The organism is Flavobacterium sp. AC274 (assembly GCF_979258275.1).
The window spans coordinates 4,788,931-4,806,832 of record NZ_OZ409852.1; the positions used below are offsets into that span (position 1 = coordinate 4,788,931).

The following is a 17,902-nucleotide window of genomic DNA, read 5'->3' on the forward strand; positions in this document are numbered from 1 at the left end:
AAAAATATACTTCTTTTTGCATCCTATTTAATATAAAAAAATCTATATTCAATCTGTTTAAAAAAATAAGAGCTTATAAATAAATCTGCTAAAATCTGCGTGAAAATAAACACCGGATTAGCTAATCAGCACAGAGAATCTATGTGCCTAACAATTAATAACCAAAAGGATTGTCAACGCTATGCATTGGCTCAGTAAACCACTTTGCCCCGTTTTCAGTCATGTAAAAATGATCTTCATGTCTGATTCCAAATTTGCCGGGAATACAAATCATCGGTTCATTACTTACAACCATGCCTTCAAGCAGTTTTATTTCGCTTCCGCGGACTAAATACGGGTATTCATGAATATCAAGTCCAGTTCCGTGCCCAACTCTGTGTGGCAATCCGGGTAAATCATAATCCGGACTTAATCCGGCTTGAGCCAATGTTTTTCGGGCTGCATCATCTACAGATCCGCATGAAGAACCAATTTTTGCAGCTTCAAAAGCAGCGAGTTGTACCTTTTTTTCTAAATTCCAAATCGTTTTATATTCTTCAGAAGCTGTTCCGTACACATACGATCTCGTAATATCAGAAAGATAGCCTTCTAATCTACAGCCGGTATCAATTATAACAGCTTGATTTTCCTTTAAATCCTGAGGAACAGAAACGCCGTGAGGATATTGTGTATCATCTGCAAACAAAACAATACAGAAATAAGAGCCCGAAGATATTCCGGCCTTTATATGTGCTTTATTTATAAAATCTGTTACTTCGCTCACTGAAATTCCAGGTCTTAATATTTTAGCAGCAGCTCGTTGCACTTCCATCGTAATGTCTTTTGCTTTTTGAATTATAGCAATTTCATTTTTAGATTTCTGCATTCGGCAACCTGACGTAATGTTTTGAGCAGTTGTAAAATCGTAATTCGTATTTGCTTTTGAAATTCCATCAACTAAAAAATAAGGTGAAGATTCATCAATGGCAATTGTACTGTCACCAAGATTTTTATCTGCCAATAATTTTCCAAATAAAACATAAGGAGATTCGTGTTCTTCCCAACAATTAATGCGTGACTCAACCTGCAAGTATTTTTTAAAAGTACCTTCTTCAAATTTTGGAACTAAATATTCTAAAGTTCCATCATCAAATAATACCGCTCCAACCATTCTTTCTGAAGCATTCCAAAGAGTTCCTGTGAAATAATACAGATTAGTTCCCGCATTTAGATAAACTGCTTTTACCGAAAGCGATTTCATTAACAAAACTGCCTTTTTGATACGTTCCAGATATTCCTCTAACGGAATTGGTTGCACATCAAGAGTTCTGTTTTCTATTTTTGCTAATTCTGCGGCTGCATCAGAACCACCTATACCTATTGTCATTTTTTTATTTTTTAATTTAAACGGCTAAATTAATAAGTTTTTAATTATTCCTTTTTAGGTTTGGTCTGCTTCATTTGCTGAAGTAAATCTTCCTGACTTAGCGCATAATCGTACATGCGCAGTGAAGCAATAAATCCGGAGAAATTTTCACCAATATCCGAAGCTCCAATTATAATTTTAGCCTTATCAATTGCTGATGATAACAGCATATTTTGAGAATTATCTAAAATACCGTCTACATAAATTTTCTCTACAACACCATCAAAAGTTAAAACGATATAATGCCATTTATCTGCTTCGGGAATCTTATTGAATTTCATATCAAAATGACCATCTAAATGTACTCCTGCGCCATAACTCCCGCTATTGTAAGCCAACGCATTATAAGAGTTTGCCAAACCAAATTCAGTTCTGTCACACCAAGAAGCTATAATCTCTCCTTCATTTGCTATTTCTGGATTTTTAACCCAGGCTGCAACTGTGTAAGAACCATTCCAGGCTAAGCTTTTGGGCACTGATTTATCTAAAGTAAAAGCTCCGTTTTTAAAATGAAAAGCCTTAATTCCTTCTGATTTTTCTAAAGATATGTCTCCGCTTTTTGTGAAAATTCCGCCAATAAAACCTTTATTGGAAATGGTATTAATGTCAGAAAATTTTCCTGCATCAAGATCAACCAATAATTTTTTAGTGCTTTTGACAGCAGGAACTATTTTTGATGCTGCATTTTGTAATTTTAAAGGAAGATCAAATAATGAACTGTATATTTTGATGTTCCAGACTGCGGCGTAAAGTCCGGTTTTTTCTGTTGCTAAAATGGTTAGTTTTATGTAACGCGCCGTTACGTCATTGTCATCAATCATTGGACTTCCCGCTGTACGATTCTTCGATTTATCTGCATATTGATTCCAATTTTTTCCATTTAAAGAATACTCCAATTTGTATTGGTAATAATAACTGGCAAACTCAAACTGGGTCATTATTCTTTTTATCTTTTGTTCTGAACCCAAATCAACGATCAAATCTTGTGGCGTTGTATTATCTGCAGCTTTCCACATTGTGGCATTATTATCATCAGTCGCATACGAAGGCTGATATTGATAATCGTACTGAGTTGATTTTAAATGATAAAAAGAAGAAGCTGTTGTTTTTGCTTTAAAAGCAATGTTTTCAGAAACTTCAGACTTTATCAAATCTTCAATTCCTTTATTTGAAGGCACAACCGTTTTGATTGTCGAGTCGTTTTCAAAAATCATTTTATCAATACAAACTTGTCTGGCAAGTCCGCCTCTTGTCATGGGATAATCGTGTTTGTGGTACACAATATAATAGTCGTTATTTTCCTGTAAAACAGAATGATGACCAGGCCCGTGAACTGTCTGATTTTCATTGGTACTCAAAATAGGATTGTTTTTTCCAGGAGTAAAAGGTCCGTATGGCGAATCGGAATAAGAATAACGAACATTATAAGTTTCGTCATGACAAGACGCTCCGGAATACATCAGAATGTACTTAGAACCTCTTTTCATCATATAAGCAGCTTCAAAAGGAGCCGGCGTTTGTGCTAAAGGTATATTGACTGAATGAGCCATTTCGCTCATATTGCTTTTATTTAATTCGCCAACAGCATATCCGCCGTTGTAATGCACCCATGTTCCCCAATATCCATAGATTTTTCCATCGGTATCTTTAAAAAACTGTGCATCGAGCGAAGGGAAATTTTCTCTGGGATACCCATTTGAAATTACCGGAACATCTTGTTCACTTAATTTTTTCCAAGGCCCAACAGGCGAATCTGAAACATAGCCGTAAATATTACAGCCTATTTCGCAGTTTCCAAAATACAAATAATATTTACCATCATCGCCTTCGATAATATCGGGAGCCCAAAAATTAGTTATTGCTTTTGCTGAAAAAGAAGGGATTTCCATGATATAGTTATACCAGTTTTTAAAGTCTTTACTGTACCAAACGGTTGGCGCTCCAGATGCCAGCATTTCATTATCTGTAGTCGCATAGATATAATAAATATCTCCAAATTTTTTAATCGTAGGATCTGCAAACCAGCCCGGTAAAATGGGATTTCCGGCACCGGGAGTATTTACATCAACGTCTTTTTGAGCAAAAACGGTTGCCGTAAAAACAAGTAAAATAAGACTGTATAATAGGTTCTTTTTCAGCATTGTATATTGTAAATTAATTTGAATAACATATTTAATACTTTCAGAAATCAATGTCGTCCTGAGGGCTGTTTTTTTAACAATATTAACATGGTACGCAGATGACACGGATTTGCTTTGCAAAGACGCGGATTTATACGGATTTTTTATTTTAATTTTAAAAAACGTCATTGGTAGCGGAGTCGAAGACTTTTTATAGAAACAGGGCTTCGACTCCGCTCAGCCTGACAAATATTATCTAATTTACATTTAAATGAATTCTATTAATATTTCCAAACCAGTACATCAGCGGTTTTTATTGCTTTTGTACCAATAATGAGTTTTGCTTTTTCAGGTAAATTGATGTTATAGATTTTATCCGAATAATTGACCGCAATACCAAATCCGTCACGATACTCAACCATAACCCCTTCAGGATAATCTTCTATAGCAACATTTTGTTTTTGGTATAACTTTCTTAAAACCTGTTTTTCAAGATCACCATTTTTGGAATCTACTCCAATATAAGTAACTGTTCCTTTACCTAAATTACGTGAAATAATAGCGGGAGTTCCAGCGTAGAAATCGCCGTCGTAGGTTGCCCAAATTTCTGTTTCTTTATTTGGTTTTAGTAAATCTCCCCAGCTTGTCCAGCCAAATTCCTGATTATTAAACTTTATTATACCGGGAGATTGTGGCATTAAGAGATCATAGGATTCTATTTGAGAACCTATTAAATTCCACATTGGTTCATAGAATTTAGCTTCCCAAAGATGGCCTTCACGATTTTGAATTCCGGATCGACAACTCAGTATTAAATTCCCTCCATTTTTGGCATACAAAGTCAATTTATCAATCATTTTTTGATCAATCATCTGATAAGCTGGCACTATTAAAAATGGATATTTAGAGAAATCCGTTGTATCCCGAACAAAATCAACTGGCGCACCCATCGATTTTGTTGCTTTATAATATTTTAAGAAATGCCCAATGGTATTCCACTCTTTTGTTTGCTTATTTAATTCGATACCCATCACATTATCAGTATTAAATAGAATTCCGGTTTTACGTTTTAAATAGTAATCTGGTAAAACTGCTTTAGCATCATACTTTTTTCGTAACGTATCAATTTCTTTTATAAACTGATTAAATTCTGTGCCACCAACAGTTGGTGTTACACCATCTGTACCGACAATACCATAATGAAATTGCTCATACCCATACAAAGGCGCACGAAAACGATACGTACACGCAAATTTACTTCCTCCGGCAAAAACATGCCATAGCCACATACGAACACTTCCGGGCAATGGCTGCGGATTAATACTTCCCCAATTCACTTGTCCTGGCTGTAGTTCCATACAGCCATACATACCTTTTAAAGGACGAAAAAAATCATTGGACATACCAATACTGGTATAATCTCCTAAACGATAGCCTTTTGAGCCAATTCCCAGACTTCCACCATAAACTAAGTAACGGGTGTAACAATCAAAATCCAGTTCCTTACTCATACCAACGAAACTTTCATCATAGTTGGATCTGTAATTAGACGTAATCCATTGGTCTTTGTTTATGTATTTTCGTATGGTAAGCGCTTGGCTATCCAAAAAAGTTGCCGTTTCCTGATCTGCAAATCGATAGTGATCTAATTGGGAGTGTAAGTTCATTCCCCATTCTTTATGTAGCGGAATATTAATCTGATCAAAATCGCTATAAGTTCCACTCCAAAAATTGTTTCCCCAAGCCTGATTTAAAGCGTCAATAGTTACATATTTTTCTTTTAGCCAATTGCGATAACGTTGCTGCGCATCTGGTCCATAATCCAGAAAACGAGATGGTTCATTGTCTACCTGCCAACCAATAATATTTTTATTATTGCCATATCTTTTGCCAATTGTTCAATCATTTTTAGCGAATAGCTTCGATAATAATTACTTGAAAATGATGCATGTTGTCTCGAACCGTGATCTGTTTTGGTACCATCTTCATAAGTAGCCAATACATCAGGATGCTGGCGAACCAACCATACAGGAGGTGTAGCTGTTGAAGTACACATGATAATTTTTAAATTATATTTTGCAGCAATTTCAACAGCTTTATCTAACCATTTAAAATCATAAACACCCTCTTGCGGTTCTAATTGCGCCCACGCAAACTCACCAAAATGCGTAAACTCAAACCCCATTTCGGCAATTTTTTTCAAATCACGATCCCATTGACTCTCATCCCAATGTTCAGGATAATAGTAAACCCCTACTGTTGTCAGGTCTTTTTTTGGAAAAAATTTATCGAAATTTTGAGCACCAGAATTTAAACTGATAAGTACTCCAAATACAGTAAATATTATTTTTTTGAAAAGGTGTTTTTTTGACTTCTGCATTATTTCATCCTTATAAATTAATTTGAATCTCTTTATTTTTCAAAGCAATTTTATAAGCTCCCTAACTTTTTCATAAGATAATTTCACATCCTGATCTACTCTTAAATAAGCATTTGGTGTATAGGCTGTTTTAGGATCTAAAGTAAGGGTCACTTTTCCTGTTTTAGTATTATAGCTTGCTTTTTTAAAAGTTCCTGCATCTAATGTTAACCACATTTTTTTCGGTGCAATGAAAATCTTGGATTTTGCTGCCGTTGTAATTTCTACTTCAACTTCATCTCCTTTTTCTGTTACATTTCCTCCAAAAGCCAGCCAGCCGAATTCTTTTTCATTGGTAATAAAAGTAGCCGTATTGACCGCATAACCAAAGAAACCAGAACCATAATCTCCTGATAAATAATCAATTCTCAAGGTTTCTGGGTAAGAGTGAAAAGCAGCTGATCCAAAACCATCTTCGGTAATATTTGAAATTCCACCTAATAATCCGCCGTAACCTACTTTTAATAAATGAAAATTATCAGGCGTTTTTCTGAATTGCTCCAAAACAGGAATCGCATTTAAAGCTGATCCATAATGATGAATCTGACGCTCTACTCTGGATAATTTTCCTCCGTATAAAAAATCCCAATACCTGCGCGCATTTCCATTGTAAGCCCAGTGTGGCATTGTTGGCATATAGGCTAAAATAGCATCAAGGGTTATTTTTGCTTTATCATTGTATCCAAAATAATCCGACCACATATACACTTCTTCCTGACCTGTAGAATCCCACGGCATTTCACTTCCAAAAGGGTAATTTAGTGTTCTCCAATGATCTGCTCTCACTTTCATTTTAGCTTCCAGATTATTGGCCATTTCTGTATATCCTTCGGTTTTTAAATCTTTCAAAATCAATAAAAAAACCGTTCCTTCCATTTGTCCAAACTGCGCATAATAAGGTGCTAATGTTGTCATGGCAATACTAGTTTCGTAAGCACTTTTTAAATACCAGTCCCAATCGTGATTGGTAACCAAACCGTCATGATATCTTGCCAAACGATACATTGTCCAGTATGCGGCTGCAACGTGTGGGTAATTATAAGATCTTCCCGGATCATCAGAACCTTTTTTGTCCCATGCTGCCCAGGTTTTATAATTAACATCTTTGCTATATGTTCCTTCTGGCATTAATTTGGGTTCGTAATAAAAAACACTTTTTTTAACGCCGTATTTAAGCGTATCGGCTGTATTATACTGAATTCCGCCCCACAGCGTTTTATCCACAAACTGCTGTAGTTTTTCTATTTCTTCTTTATTGGGTTCTACCAATTGTTTCATGACAGCGCCAAGCCAGCCTCCTGCTCCGCCTTCGTCACTTAAACCCGAAATCCAGACACGACTGTCCTGAACAACTTGCTTTTTGGTTTCATAATCATACGAGATTACCGAAGGATTTCTGTGAAAAGGATCATTTTTTTCATCAAACCATTGCGCTGTAGTCAAAAAATGTCCAAAATCAGCTACTACATTGGTTTCTGATTTGATTACTTTATAATTGATTGTTTGCTCTAATCCGTCTTCATAAACTACTGTTAATCTAGCTCTTCCCCATTTTTTTCCGTGTACGGAATATTGAAAATAGCCATTTTTGTTTTTTGATTTTTCCTCGATTGTCAAAGATCCTTCGGGCTCAATTTTAAAAGATTTTACTGCTTTTTTATATTTCAAAAAAAGCTGACCGTCAACATCCTGAGGTAAAACATAACCCGGAACACCAACTGCTACCGGACGTTCGTTTTGAATTAAACCAGCCTGAATATTTTCAATTTGGTCGACCAAAACAAACTTCAATGAAAAACTTTTCGTTTCTCCCGGTTGCAGTATTAATGAAGTTGGAGTATTCCATTGTTCGGCAGTTTTCCATTCGTTATCTGCATAAGCTTTACTAATTGGCATCCATTCATGAAAACCTTCAAAAACAATACTTCTTGGTGTTTCATCATCCAATAACGGACGATATGCTTCAAAAGGCATATTTGCTTCCGGAAGTACTAATAATGCAGGACCATGACCGCTTAATCTTTTTACTTCAAGATAACCGGCGTCTTTACCAATATAAGGATCAAAAAATACGTTGTGAAGATGGGTTTCATCTAATGTTTTTCCTTCCAGAATATTATTAAAAACCATCGGAACGCCTAATGCACCAATTTCCTGAACCGTAGCCGATTTATTGGCAATTTCAAAACGCAAAATTAAATTCCCATCTTTTTGTTCGTAAAAACGTTTTATGGTTAAAGGAATATCGGCTGGCAATGTATTGGAAAGATCGGCTCCTGCCAAAACATTTCCCGAAACATTTAGAGCAGTAACTGAAGCTCTTTTTGCAGCTGTGGAATAACTTTTCCAGCTTCCATCTACTGCTTTAATTCTCAGATTAATATCTCCTAATTGATAAAGTCCGTCTTTATCACGAATCGAGAGTCGCTCTCCGGGTGTAAAATCGAAAGTTTTATCTGTAACCGGAGACAAAGTGGCAACTGTTTGAGAAGCTTTTACTAATTTAAGTTCAAAAGATTTTGTGCTCAAATTAAGAAATCCTTTGTCTATTTCAAGAGTTGATTTTTTAGCTTTTATTTTATCCCAATATTCTTGCGCCTGCAAGTTATTTACAGCAAAGGTGCAGCCAATAATTAAAGCAAATAATTTTATTTTCTTCATAATTCCTATTATTTTTAAAGAGCTGAACAGACTTAATTCAGCTTCTTTGTTATACTTTTTACAGATAAATTTCAGCGTATTCTAATTATTTAAAATCAGTCGAAAACTTCCAATTGGTTTTATAATCTTCAGAAACAGGCAGCTCTTCGAGTAAAATCCGCAGCATTTCTACAGGCATAATATTTTCTTTTAAAACGCGGTCGTGAAATTGCTTTTCTGTCCATCCTTTGGCTAACAATTCATTTCTTAAGGCATAAAACTGCAAACCTCCTGTCATGTACGCCACCTGATACAAAGGCGCATCTCCGCTGGCAAACGAACGTCTGACTTCGGCTTCTGCATTTGCTCTTTCGTGTCCTACTTCGTTCACTAATAAATCGATACATTGCTGTGGAGACATTTCGCCCAAATGATATTTTAATGAAAATATGATGCGTGCACAACGATGAATTCTCCAAAATAACATTCCTAATTTCTGTTCGGGTGTCTGCGGAAATTGTTTGTTCCAAAGATTAATTTCCCAATACAAAGCCCAGCCTTCCATCCAGAACGGTGTGTCAAAAGGCTGACGATACGATTTGTAACGGCTGTTCATAAAAAACTGTAAATTGTGTCCGGGAAGCAATTCGTGCTGTACCGTTGCGAACGAAAAATTCGGATTATTACCGCGCATGCTCATCAGTTTGTCTTTCTGATCCATATCTTCTGTTGGATAGGATATACTGATTTCCCAGCCTCCGGTAAAAAACGGATTTATTTTTTGACGTTCGGGTGTCATCATAATCATCTGCCAGGTTTCTTTTGTCAGATCTGGTATCGTAATTAAATCTCTATCCTCAATAAATTTTACTGATTGATTGTACAAACTCGTGATCGCCTGGGGCTGTTCGCCTGCCGGAACATATGTATCTTTAACGTGTTCTAGTGCTTTTTTCCAATCGTTTCCATAACCCAATTCTGTTGAAGCTTTGATCATTTCTTTTTTGCACCATTCAAACTGACTTTGTGCCGCCGCTATTAATTCTTCCGGAGAATATGGAATGTATTCAAATGCAAGACTTTTAATGATCGCATCTCTTCCAATTGGTTTTCCAATAATCCCGCTTCCATCATCTTTTACACTTGTTTTTGGATAATTGGTTTTTAGAAATTCTTCATAAACTTTAAGTTTATCTGACAGGTTTTTATAAGGCTTTTCCATCCACCACGTAAAATCCGGATCATAACTGTAATAAAACTCATAGGCTTCTTTTAAGGATCGTTGAAAAGCAGCTACTGATTTTGCGGCTTTATCGGCTGCAAACCAATCTTTAAATGGTTTTGTTTTTAATACTTCTGTTTTTTTATCGATGCTGTTTCCGGCACTATCAAATGCTTTCGCCAATTGACTGGAAGCCGGTTTTTTACCTCTTCTTCTTTCCTGAATAAACAACGAAATATCGGTTGAAAAATCCAAGACCGAAGCCACTTCTTTATAGGCTTTATATTCTATTTGCAGAAAATAATCTTCTTTGCTGATCAGGTTTTTCAATAATAAATAATCGACTTTTCCATCTTTGGATAAATTTTTAAAATCAATATTTTTTACTGTTTTGGACCAATCGGCATAAAATTTAGAAAAGCGCACATAATATTCTTCTGATTCATTGTTCGAATAAAAATTTTGCAGCGCAGTTTTATCTGCCTGAAAGGTATTTACAACATCTATTAGTTCGCTGGAAAAAGAGGGCGTTACCATAAATAAAAATAAAATAAGGCTTAGAATTGTTTTTTTCATACTCGTGGTTTGATGGTTCTGAATGTTTTTTTGCCACGAATTACACTAATTCACACTAATTTTTGTGAATTTAATTCGTGATAATTTGTGGAATTGCTTCGCCTGTTCGCTATAGCTCGGGTCGTGGCGAACTTTTTTAGCTATTTTAATCTATTATCTTAATGTAACATCCAGATAAACAGAATGGCGCCCATAAGTTTCATAAAACGGTTTGTACGAAACTCCGTCTATAGTAAACTCTAATTTTTTCGCATCTCCGGTTATTGATTTGCTGATATCTTTTGCATCAAAAGTTACTTTACGCCAGTCTTTTCGTGGTTCTGTTTCCTGTGCTGCCAATAAAATTGGCCCATAAAACAAACTGGCTATATTTTGCTGATCCATGACAGGTTCTAAATGAAACTGAAAAGGCATACGCAATTCTATTACATCTCCATCTTTCCATTTTTTATTCAACATAAGATAACTTCCCGGCTGCGCTTTTACTTTTTCCTCTTTTCCATTTATCTTCACAAAAAATCCTTTGGTTGCCCAATGTGGTACACGAACTTTAAGATCGAATTTCCCGTTTCCGTTGATTGTTAATTTGGTAAAATCTTCATTAGGAAAATCTGTTGTTTGCTCGATTGTTATGTTTTTTTCTGTCCATTTTAATGTTGAAGGCACAAAAAGATTTACATAAAGTGCATTGTTATCGGCACTTTTAAAATAAATTGAATTTTGGAATTTTGTATTACTTTCAATTGCTGTTCCATTACAGCAGGTAAATCCTGTCATGTGTGCATTTCCAAATTGTTTTACCGAACCTGGTCTTAACGGTACATGATACGTATTAGCAGGACTGTTTTCTGCCACCGAAGAAAGAATGTGATTGTAAAGGCCACGCTCGTAATAATCCATTAACTCTGCGCGCTGATCGTATAGAAATAAATCTCCGGTTAGTTTAAGCATGTTGTAAGTGGCACAAGTTTCATTTTGACCTCCCGATGAAAAACCGTTTTCATAAATCGTGGCAGGCTGACTGATAAAACATTCTGCATTTGCTGGATTTCTTGCTCCGGCAACTCCTCCAATACTGTACATATAATCATTTACGGTTTTGTACCAAAAATTATCAGCTACACGATAATAATCAGGTGTGTTTGAATCGCGATACATTTCCAGCGCTCCCATAATTTGTGGAATATGCTGATTGGCATGTAATCCTCTAAAAGTATCTACATTTTTAGCCAGTCCGTGTGTGTGATTGGCATCGCCGTAAAAGACTTTAATGTTGTCGAATAATTGTGCTACTTCTAAATAATGTGGATCTTTTGTAATTCTGTATAACCTTGCCATGGCTTCGTTCATTCCGCCAAATTCTCCTGCGATGTAACGATTCCACATACTGATTAGCGTTTCGGTCGGTAATTTTTTCATTCGGGCATACACCCAATTTCCCATTCCTTTTGCGGTTTCAAGCGCTTTTTCGTTACCGCTCACTTCGTAAACATCTATTAATCCAGCCATAATTTTATGTAAGGTGTAATAAGGTGCCCAAATTTGAGTTTTTTGTCCGCCGTAAGTTGCTCCATTTTCGAGCATAATAAATTGATCCGGAGGATAAGCACTAATAAAACCTTCTCCCCAATTCCAGTAATCGGTGCGAATGCCTTCCGGACTCAAATCTGAATCATAGTTTGTTTTTCCAGGACCAAAAGGAACTGCCGTTGGATCTGACACAAATTTACCTCCGGCTTCCTTTGGTTTTCCTGAAAGCTTTTCTAAGTCGTACAATGTATTAACCATGTACTCCATTTTATCTTTAAAATTAGCCTGAAGCGTTTTATCATAACCTGTACTTGCATATGCCTGAGCAATTGCAGTGAGGTAATGTCCTGTCGCATGACCGCGTAATTTGGTTTCCTGAGTATCCCAAACGCCAAGCGGCTCTGCTTCTTTGGGCTGTGGCTGCCCAAAAGCGTTGCGAAACATATACAGGAAAGAATCCGGATCTGTCGTAGCAAGCGTTGTCAGAAACTTGTCACGATTTTCTATGAATTTGGTTTGGTGTCCGTCAAGATCAGCATTTAAGACTACCTGATCTAATTTGAAAACTTCGAGTTTGCGTTCTGGTGTTGCAGTTTCTTTGGCTTCTTTGACAATTACTGTTGCTTTGGGCTTTAAATCTGTTCCAGAAATGCTTCCGGTTACGGTATATTGTCCGCTTTTAAGTACGTCGCTATTATCCTTCGGCGAAGGCCAAATCACTCTAACTTCCGGTCCTTCAATTCCATTAGAATAAACTCCTTTTATATAACTCGGTAATCTTGGAAGTGTCCCTACAACTGTTTCTACTTTTACATCTGAAACGCTTGTCAGGAACTGATTATAAAGCTGCGGAGTTGTTGCTGCAAACTTTGGTAAATCTGCAGTTTGTTCTTCTCCAGATTCTTCTTCCTGGCTTTCTTTCAGGGCATTGTTATAAATTCTGGTAATTTGTTTGTCTGTTAATGGAACTCTGTAAATTCTGAAATCATGCAGTTTTGAATTTAGATAAATAGTGCTGTCTGCCAGCGATTTTCCGATGTAAAGTTTGTTTTTTTCTGCTGAATTATAATCGAATAATTTGGCTAAGTCCAGTTCCGCATTTTTTGTTTCGCTTACCAATAATCCATTCACGTAAGTACTGATAGATTTGGATGGAATATTAATCACAACTGCAACATAACTCCATTTTCCTGTTTCTAAAGCTGCTGATTTTGTTGTGTATTTTGTTCCTGTTTCAGTAATAACCTGCGTTTGAGTTCCGGCTTCATTTTCTGTTCCGGCTGGTGCAAAAAATAAATGCGAATTGGTGTTTTTTCCAAAATCAAAAAATCGCTGCTCTTTTTGTGGAGATCTTAAGAAAATCCATCCTGAAATACTTAATGATTCTTCTCCCAACAATCCGTCGGCGGGAATAGAAACAAAAGCTTTACTGTCTGCGGGTAAAGAAAGTACGGTTCCAAATTGTTCGTCGTTTACAAATTTAGCTTTTGTATCGGAAATTTTACCATGCAAATTATTTCGTGACCAGTCTTTTGCATCGCCATCAAAAACATAGCGGGCAATTAATCCGGTTTCTCCAATTCCGTCTAAAATCTGATCGCCGTTTTGCGCGTTCATCGTTGTTGTACTTAGTGCACAAAAACTCAAAATCGCACTAATAAATAACTGATATTTTTTCATCACTGCTTCTTTTTCTTATGATTACAAAATCTCTTTTTCTTTTAGAAATTCCCTACTTCGTATAAATTTCTTCCCATGTTGGAGGAATAACTCCTAACAAATGCTGTACAAAATAGTCTCTTCGTTTGCGTTCTCCAAAATCTCCTCCGGCAGAATGTCCCATTCCGGGAACGGTTACCAATTCGAAATTTTTATTGGCTTTTATCAAAGCATTTGCAAATTGCATGGTTGAAGATGGATCGACATTATCATCTAATTCTCCCAGAATCAGCATCAGGTTTCCTTTTACTTGTGCTGCATGGGTTGTATTGGAACAGGCTTCGTATTCTGGCCCAACGGGATATCCCATCCATTGTTCGTTCCACCACATTTTATCCATTCGGTTATCATGACAACCGCAAGATGATACGGCTACATCATAAAAATCTGAGTTAAAGACCAAAGCGGCTCCTGCATTTTGTCCTCCTGCCGATGTGCCGTGAATTCCCACTTTATCAATATTCATATAAGGATATTTTGCGGCAGCGGCTTTCATCCAAAGTTTTCTATCAGGGAAACCGGCATCTTTTAAGTTTTTCCAGCAAACATCCTGAAAAGCTTTTGAACGATTTGAAGTTCCCATTCCGTCAATCTGAACCACAATAAATCCTAATTCTGCCAAAGAAGACATGGCCCAATAATAAGGCTGGAAATTTTTTGGAACAAATGAATCATGAGGTCCGGCGTATATATATTCGATAATTGGATATTTACGATTGGGATCAAAAGTAGTCGGGCGCACGATCATTCCCCAAATATCTGTTTTTCCGTCTCTGCCTTTCGCGGTAAACACTTCAGGCGCGGTCCATCCCGTTTTTTCTAATACCGAAATATCGGCTTTTTGCATTTCGACAATTGTTTTTTGAGAATCTACACTTTTCAGAACCGTAATTGGCGGTGAATCTACACGAGAATACTGATCTACATAAAATTTGTAATCTGGTGAAAAAGTTACTTTGTGATTGCCGTTTTCTGTAGTTAATCTGGTGAAGTTTTTTCCGCTAAAATCAATTCGGCAAAACTGAAGCAGATATGGATCCTGATTGCTGTCTAATCCGCTGGCAGCAAAGTAGATTTGTTTCTTTTCTTCATCAACTTTTATTACTTCTCTTACCGGCCAGTTTCCTTTGGTAATCTGATTTTTTACTTTTCCCGTAAGGGCATCATACAAATACAAGTGATTCCAGCCGTCGCGTTCTGAAGCCCAAACTATTTCGTTGCTTTTTTTGATATTGTAACGAAATTTTTTACCGCTGTAATCTATAAAAGTTGGACTTTTTTCTTCTATAATAATTTTCACATTTCCGGTAACTGCATTTAGTTCGAGAACACGATACAATTGATGTCCTCTTTGATTGTATTCAAAAGTAAGGCCGCTGTTGTCTTCTTTCCATTCTATTTCGGTGAGTTCATATTGCTCCGGAAATAAATCTGTGGCAACGGGAATATGTTTTTTTGAAGCCACTATAAACAACTGTGGACTTTTAAAGGGTAATTGATCGCCTGGTTTTAAATAATCTCTGTTTTGCAGTTTTGGCTGAAACTGATCTGCCGGACTTGATTCTACAAAATAAATTTTATGCTCTTCGCCCGGTCTCACTTTGTAGGCCATAATCATTTTACTGTCTGGCGACCATTGCATATAGGAGGAATAATAAAACCCTTTTGAGCCATCATAACTTAATTGGGTTTCTGCCTTTGTTTTTTTGTTTTGTATGTATAAATTATAATTTTTAATGAATGCAATATGCAGGGAATCCGGAGATCCTACGGGTTTATTTCCGAACTCATCAAAATTTCCGCCCCAGTATTCATTTTTGTTTAATGGCAGTTTATAACCGCTTACTTTTGTTAGTTCGTATGTTTGTAAATTACAAGAAAGTTTAAGTGTATCTGTTGTAAAAACCAGTTTTTCCAGCGTTTTATCAAATTCTAAATTTTCAATTGGAAGATCATTTGCCGTAACTTCTTTACCTGAAATTTTAGATAAGGATTGTGCTAATTTTGTATGGTCAAACGCCTGAGATTGCTTTTGCTGTTTGGTGTTTACCAAAAGAAATTCTTTTCCTTTTTGCAGGTTATTGCTATACCATACATAATCATTCCCAATCCAATGAAATTCTTTGGGTGTATTAATCACTTTATTCTTAAATAAAGAATCTACGGCATTTGCTTTCTTGTACTCTTTTAAAGTTCCCTGAGCGTGAGCAAATAAACACCACGAAAGTGTTAAAAACACACTTATTTTTTTGCTAGTTGTCTTCATAATTTAAATATTAATAAAAATATATATTATTTATTGACGGATATGGGTTAATATTAACAGATAGTAATATTATATTACCCATCAGAAGAAAGATATAAGCAAAATCAGTTATTAAATGCATATTACAAGTATTCAATATTGCAGAGACACAGTAGTGTCTACAAAAGGTTGTCGATATGCAAGGTACAAGACGCACTGCTGTGCGTCTCTACATTATCTGGAATTCGATAGACCTAACAGGTTTTAATTAGAGGTTTTTTCTTTAATTGAATAATAAATTGGAATTCCCAGCAACATTATAAAAACGCCCCAGCCACAAGTTGAAAATTTGGTAAACAATAAGGAAATGCAAACTGCTGAAGCAACTATAATATAGAATATTGGCAAAAAAGGATATCCTATTGCTTTGTAAGGACGAACGGCATCGGGCATTTTTTTACGAAGACGTATAATTCCGTAAATCGTTAGAATGTAGAAAATCAACACGATGATAATTACAAAATCCAGCAAATCGCCATATTTACCTGTAAGGCATAATACTGAAGCCCAGATACATTGTGCCCATAATGCCCAGGCAGGAACACTTGAATGGTTTAATACGGCTGCTTTTTTAAAGAACAAACCATCTGTGGCCATTGTATAATAAACTCTGGCTCCGGCCATAATCAATCCGTTGTTACACGCAAAAGTCGAGATCATAATCATTAATGCGATAATAAGGGTTCCGATATCTCCAAAAATATAATCACAGGCTACTACTGCTACCCGATCTGATTTTGCGCCGGCAATTTCGTTTAACGGAATTACGGCCACATACATCAAATTGGTCAATACATAAATTATGGTTACAATTAAAGTTCCCAGAAACATGCTTAATCCCACATTTCTTTTCGGATTTTTAATTTCTCCTGCAATAAAAGTTACACCAGTCCAGGAATCACTGGAAAATAAGGTTCCAACCATTGCAGCAGAAATTCCCGAAATTAAAGCTGTTGTGCCAATTGGCATCCAGGATCCGTTTTCAGTATTGAAAGAATGTGGTGTCCAGGCATCTGTCCAGTTTGCATTCCAGATAGAAGATTTAGCCGCTAAGGTGAATCCGAAAATAATCAATCCTGAAATGGATACAATTTTTATAATGGTTAAAATGGTTTGTAGAATCTTGCTGTTTTTTACACCACGTGTGTTTAGATAGGTAAGAAAAACAATGGTTACAATAGAAACAATTTGTGCTACATTTAGTTTAAAACTGCCCATTTCATACAGGATATTTTCGTCACTGACAGCAGGAATTAGATAGGCCGCAAATTTTGAAAATGCTACTCCAACAGCTGCAATTGTTCCGGTTTGGATAACGGCAAAAAAACTCCAGCCGTACAAAAAGGCAATCAATTTATTATAAGCTTCTTTTAGATAAACATATTGTCCGCCTGCATTGGGAAACATGGCGCTTAATTCTGCGTAGCTTACTGCAGCAATCATCGTTATGATTCCTGAAATAAGCCATATTAAAATGAGCCATCCTGTTGATCCTACTTGTCGGGCAATATCGGCACTTACAATAAATATTCCGGAACCTATCATGGAACCTACCACAAGCATGGTTCCGTCGAGAAGTCCGAGTTCTTTTTTAAATTCTTCCTGATTATTATCTGTCATTTTGGGTTTGTTTTTTGGTTGTTTTTTGTTAGGTATGCGAAATGGTTGTATTGAATCTAAATTGAGTTAGGATTTAGATTTTCAGATGATCAGTCTGAATGTTTATGCTATAATATTTCAATTTTAAAGCTCCGGTGGAGCAAGATATTTATAGTTGAATTTTAGATTATTTTATATGAGCTCCAGCGGAGCGATATATTTATAGCAAGCGCAGCGATATATGTGTTTTACGGAAAAATATTTCACCCCGATGGGGTTCAACAAAATGAACGTATTATTTTCTATACATATTTCGCCCTTTCAGGGCTTGGAAAGATCATTGTCCAGCGAGCTCGGGCGGAACGGA

At 36.2% G+C, this 17,902-nt stretch carries 8 protein-coding genes and 1 pseudogene; all 9 read right to left on the reverse strand.

Annotated elements, in window-relative coordinates; translation table 11 throughout:
• Nucleotides 1-154: 154 nt before the first annotated feature.
• Entirely contained in the window at nt 155-1,366 is a 1,212-nt protein-coding gene (locus ACZZZT_RS21755; protein WP_463461903.1) for a M24 family metallopeptidase, read from the reverse strand.
• A gap of 44 nt (nt 1,367-1,410) precedes the next feature.
• Nucleotides 1,411-3,546, reverse strand: a complete 2,136-nt coding sequence (locus ACZZZT_RS21760) for a family 43 glycosylhydrolase (RefSeq protein WP_463461904.1) — start codon at nt 3,544-3,546, stop codon at nt 1,411-1,413.
• A 260-nt stretch (nt 3,547-3,806) separates the two neighbouring features.
• Nucleotides 3,807-4,556, reverse strand: a complete 750-nt coding sequence (locus tag ACZZZT_RS21765) for a beta-galactosidase trimerization domain-containing protein (protein ID WP_463462478.1) — start codon at nt 4,554-4,556, stop codon at nt 3,807-3,809.
• A 147-nt stretch (nt 4,557-4,703) separates the two neighbouring features.
• A pseudogene (locus ACZZZT_RS21770) lies at nt 4,704-5,905 on the reverse strand (beta-galactosidase); the annotation flags it as partial.
• Nucleotides 5,906-5,944: 39 nt separating this feature from the next.
• Nucleotides 5,945-8,605 (reverse strand): DUF5695 domain-containing protein, encoded by a 2,661-nt coding sequence (locus ACZZZT_RS21775; RefSeq protein WP_463461905.1) that lies wholly within the window; start codon nt 8,603-8,605, stop codon nt 5,945-5,947.
• A gap of 85 nt (nt 8,606-8,690) precedes the next feature.
• A complete protein-coding gene (locus tag ACZZZT_RS21780) occupies nt 8,691-10,382 on the reverse strand; it encodes a DUF885 family protein (RefSeq protein WP_463461906.1) in 1,692 nt (563 codons plus the stop codon).
• 153 nt (nt 10,383-10,535) lie between these two features.
• Nucleotides 10,536-13,592 (reverse strand): beta-L-arabinofuranosidase domain-containing protein, encoded by a 3,057-nt coding sequence (locus tag ACZZZT_RS21785; protein WP_463461907.1) that lies wholly within the window; start codon nt 13,590-13,592, stop codon nt 10,536-10,538.
• 52 nt (nt 13,593-13,644) lie between these two features.
• On the reverse strand, nt 13,645-15,897 hold the full coding sequence (locus ACZZZT_RS21790; protein WP_463461908.1) for a S9 family peptidase: 2,253 nt from the start codon (nt 15,895-15,897) through the stop codon (nt 13,645-13,647).
• A gap of 243 nt (nt 15,898-16,140) precedes the next feature.
• Nucleotides 16,141-17,556: an APC family permease gene (locus ACZZZT_RS21795; protein WP_463461909.1), complete on the reverse strand. Its 1,416-nt coding sequence runs from the start codon at nt 17,554-17,556 to the stop codon at nt 16,141-16,143.
• Nucleotides 17,557-17,902 lie beyond the last annotated feature (346 nt).

Excerpts from the sequence above, each read along its gene's own strand:
- ACZZZT_RS21780 (WP_463461906.1), bottom strand. The coding sequence starts at position 10,382 with ATGAAAAAAACAATTCTAAGCCTTATTTTATTTTTATTTATGGTAACG.
- ACZZZT_RS21760 (WP_463461904.1), bottom strand. The coding sequence starts at position 3,546 with ATGCTGAAAAAGAACCTATTATACAGTCTTATTTTACTTGTTTTTACG.
- ACZZZT_RS21755 (WP_463461903.1), bottom strand. The coding sequence starts at position 1,366 with ATGACAATAGGTATAGGTGGTTCTGATGCAGCCGCAGAATTAGCAAAA.
- ACZZZT_RS21795 (WP_463461909.1), bottom strand. The coding sequence starts at position 17,556 with ATGACAGATAATAATCAGGAAGAATTTAAAAAAGAACTCGGACTTCTC.
- ACZZZT_RS21765 (WP_463462478.1), bottom strand. The coding sequence starts at position 4,556 with ATGGGTATCGAATTAAATAAGCAAACAAAAGAGTGGAATACCATTGGG.
- ACZZZT_RS21775 (WP_463461905.1), bottom strand. The coding sequence starts at position 8,605 with ATGAAGAAAATAAAATTATTTGCTTTAATTATTGGCTGCACCTTTGCT.
- ACZZZT_RS21785 (WP_463461907.1), bottom strand. The coding sequence starts at position 13,592 with ATGAAAAAATATCAGTTATTTATTAGTGCGATTTTGAGTTTTTGTGCA.
- ACZZZT_RS21790 (WP_463461908.1), bottom strand. The coding sequence starts at position 15,897 with ATGAAGACAACTAGCAAAAAAATAAGTGTGTTTTTAACACTTTCGTGG.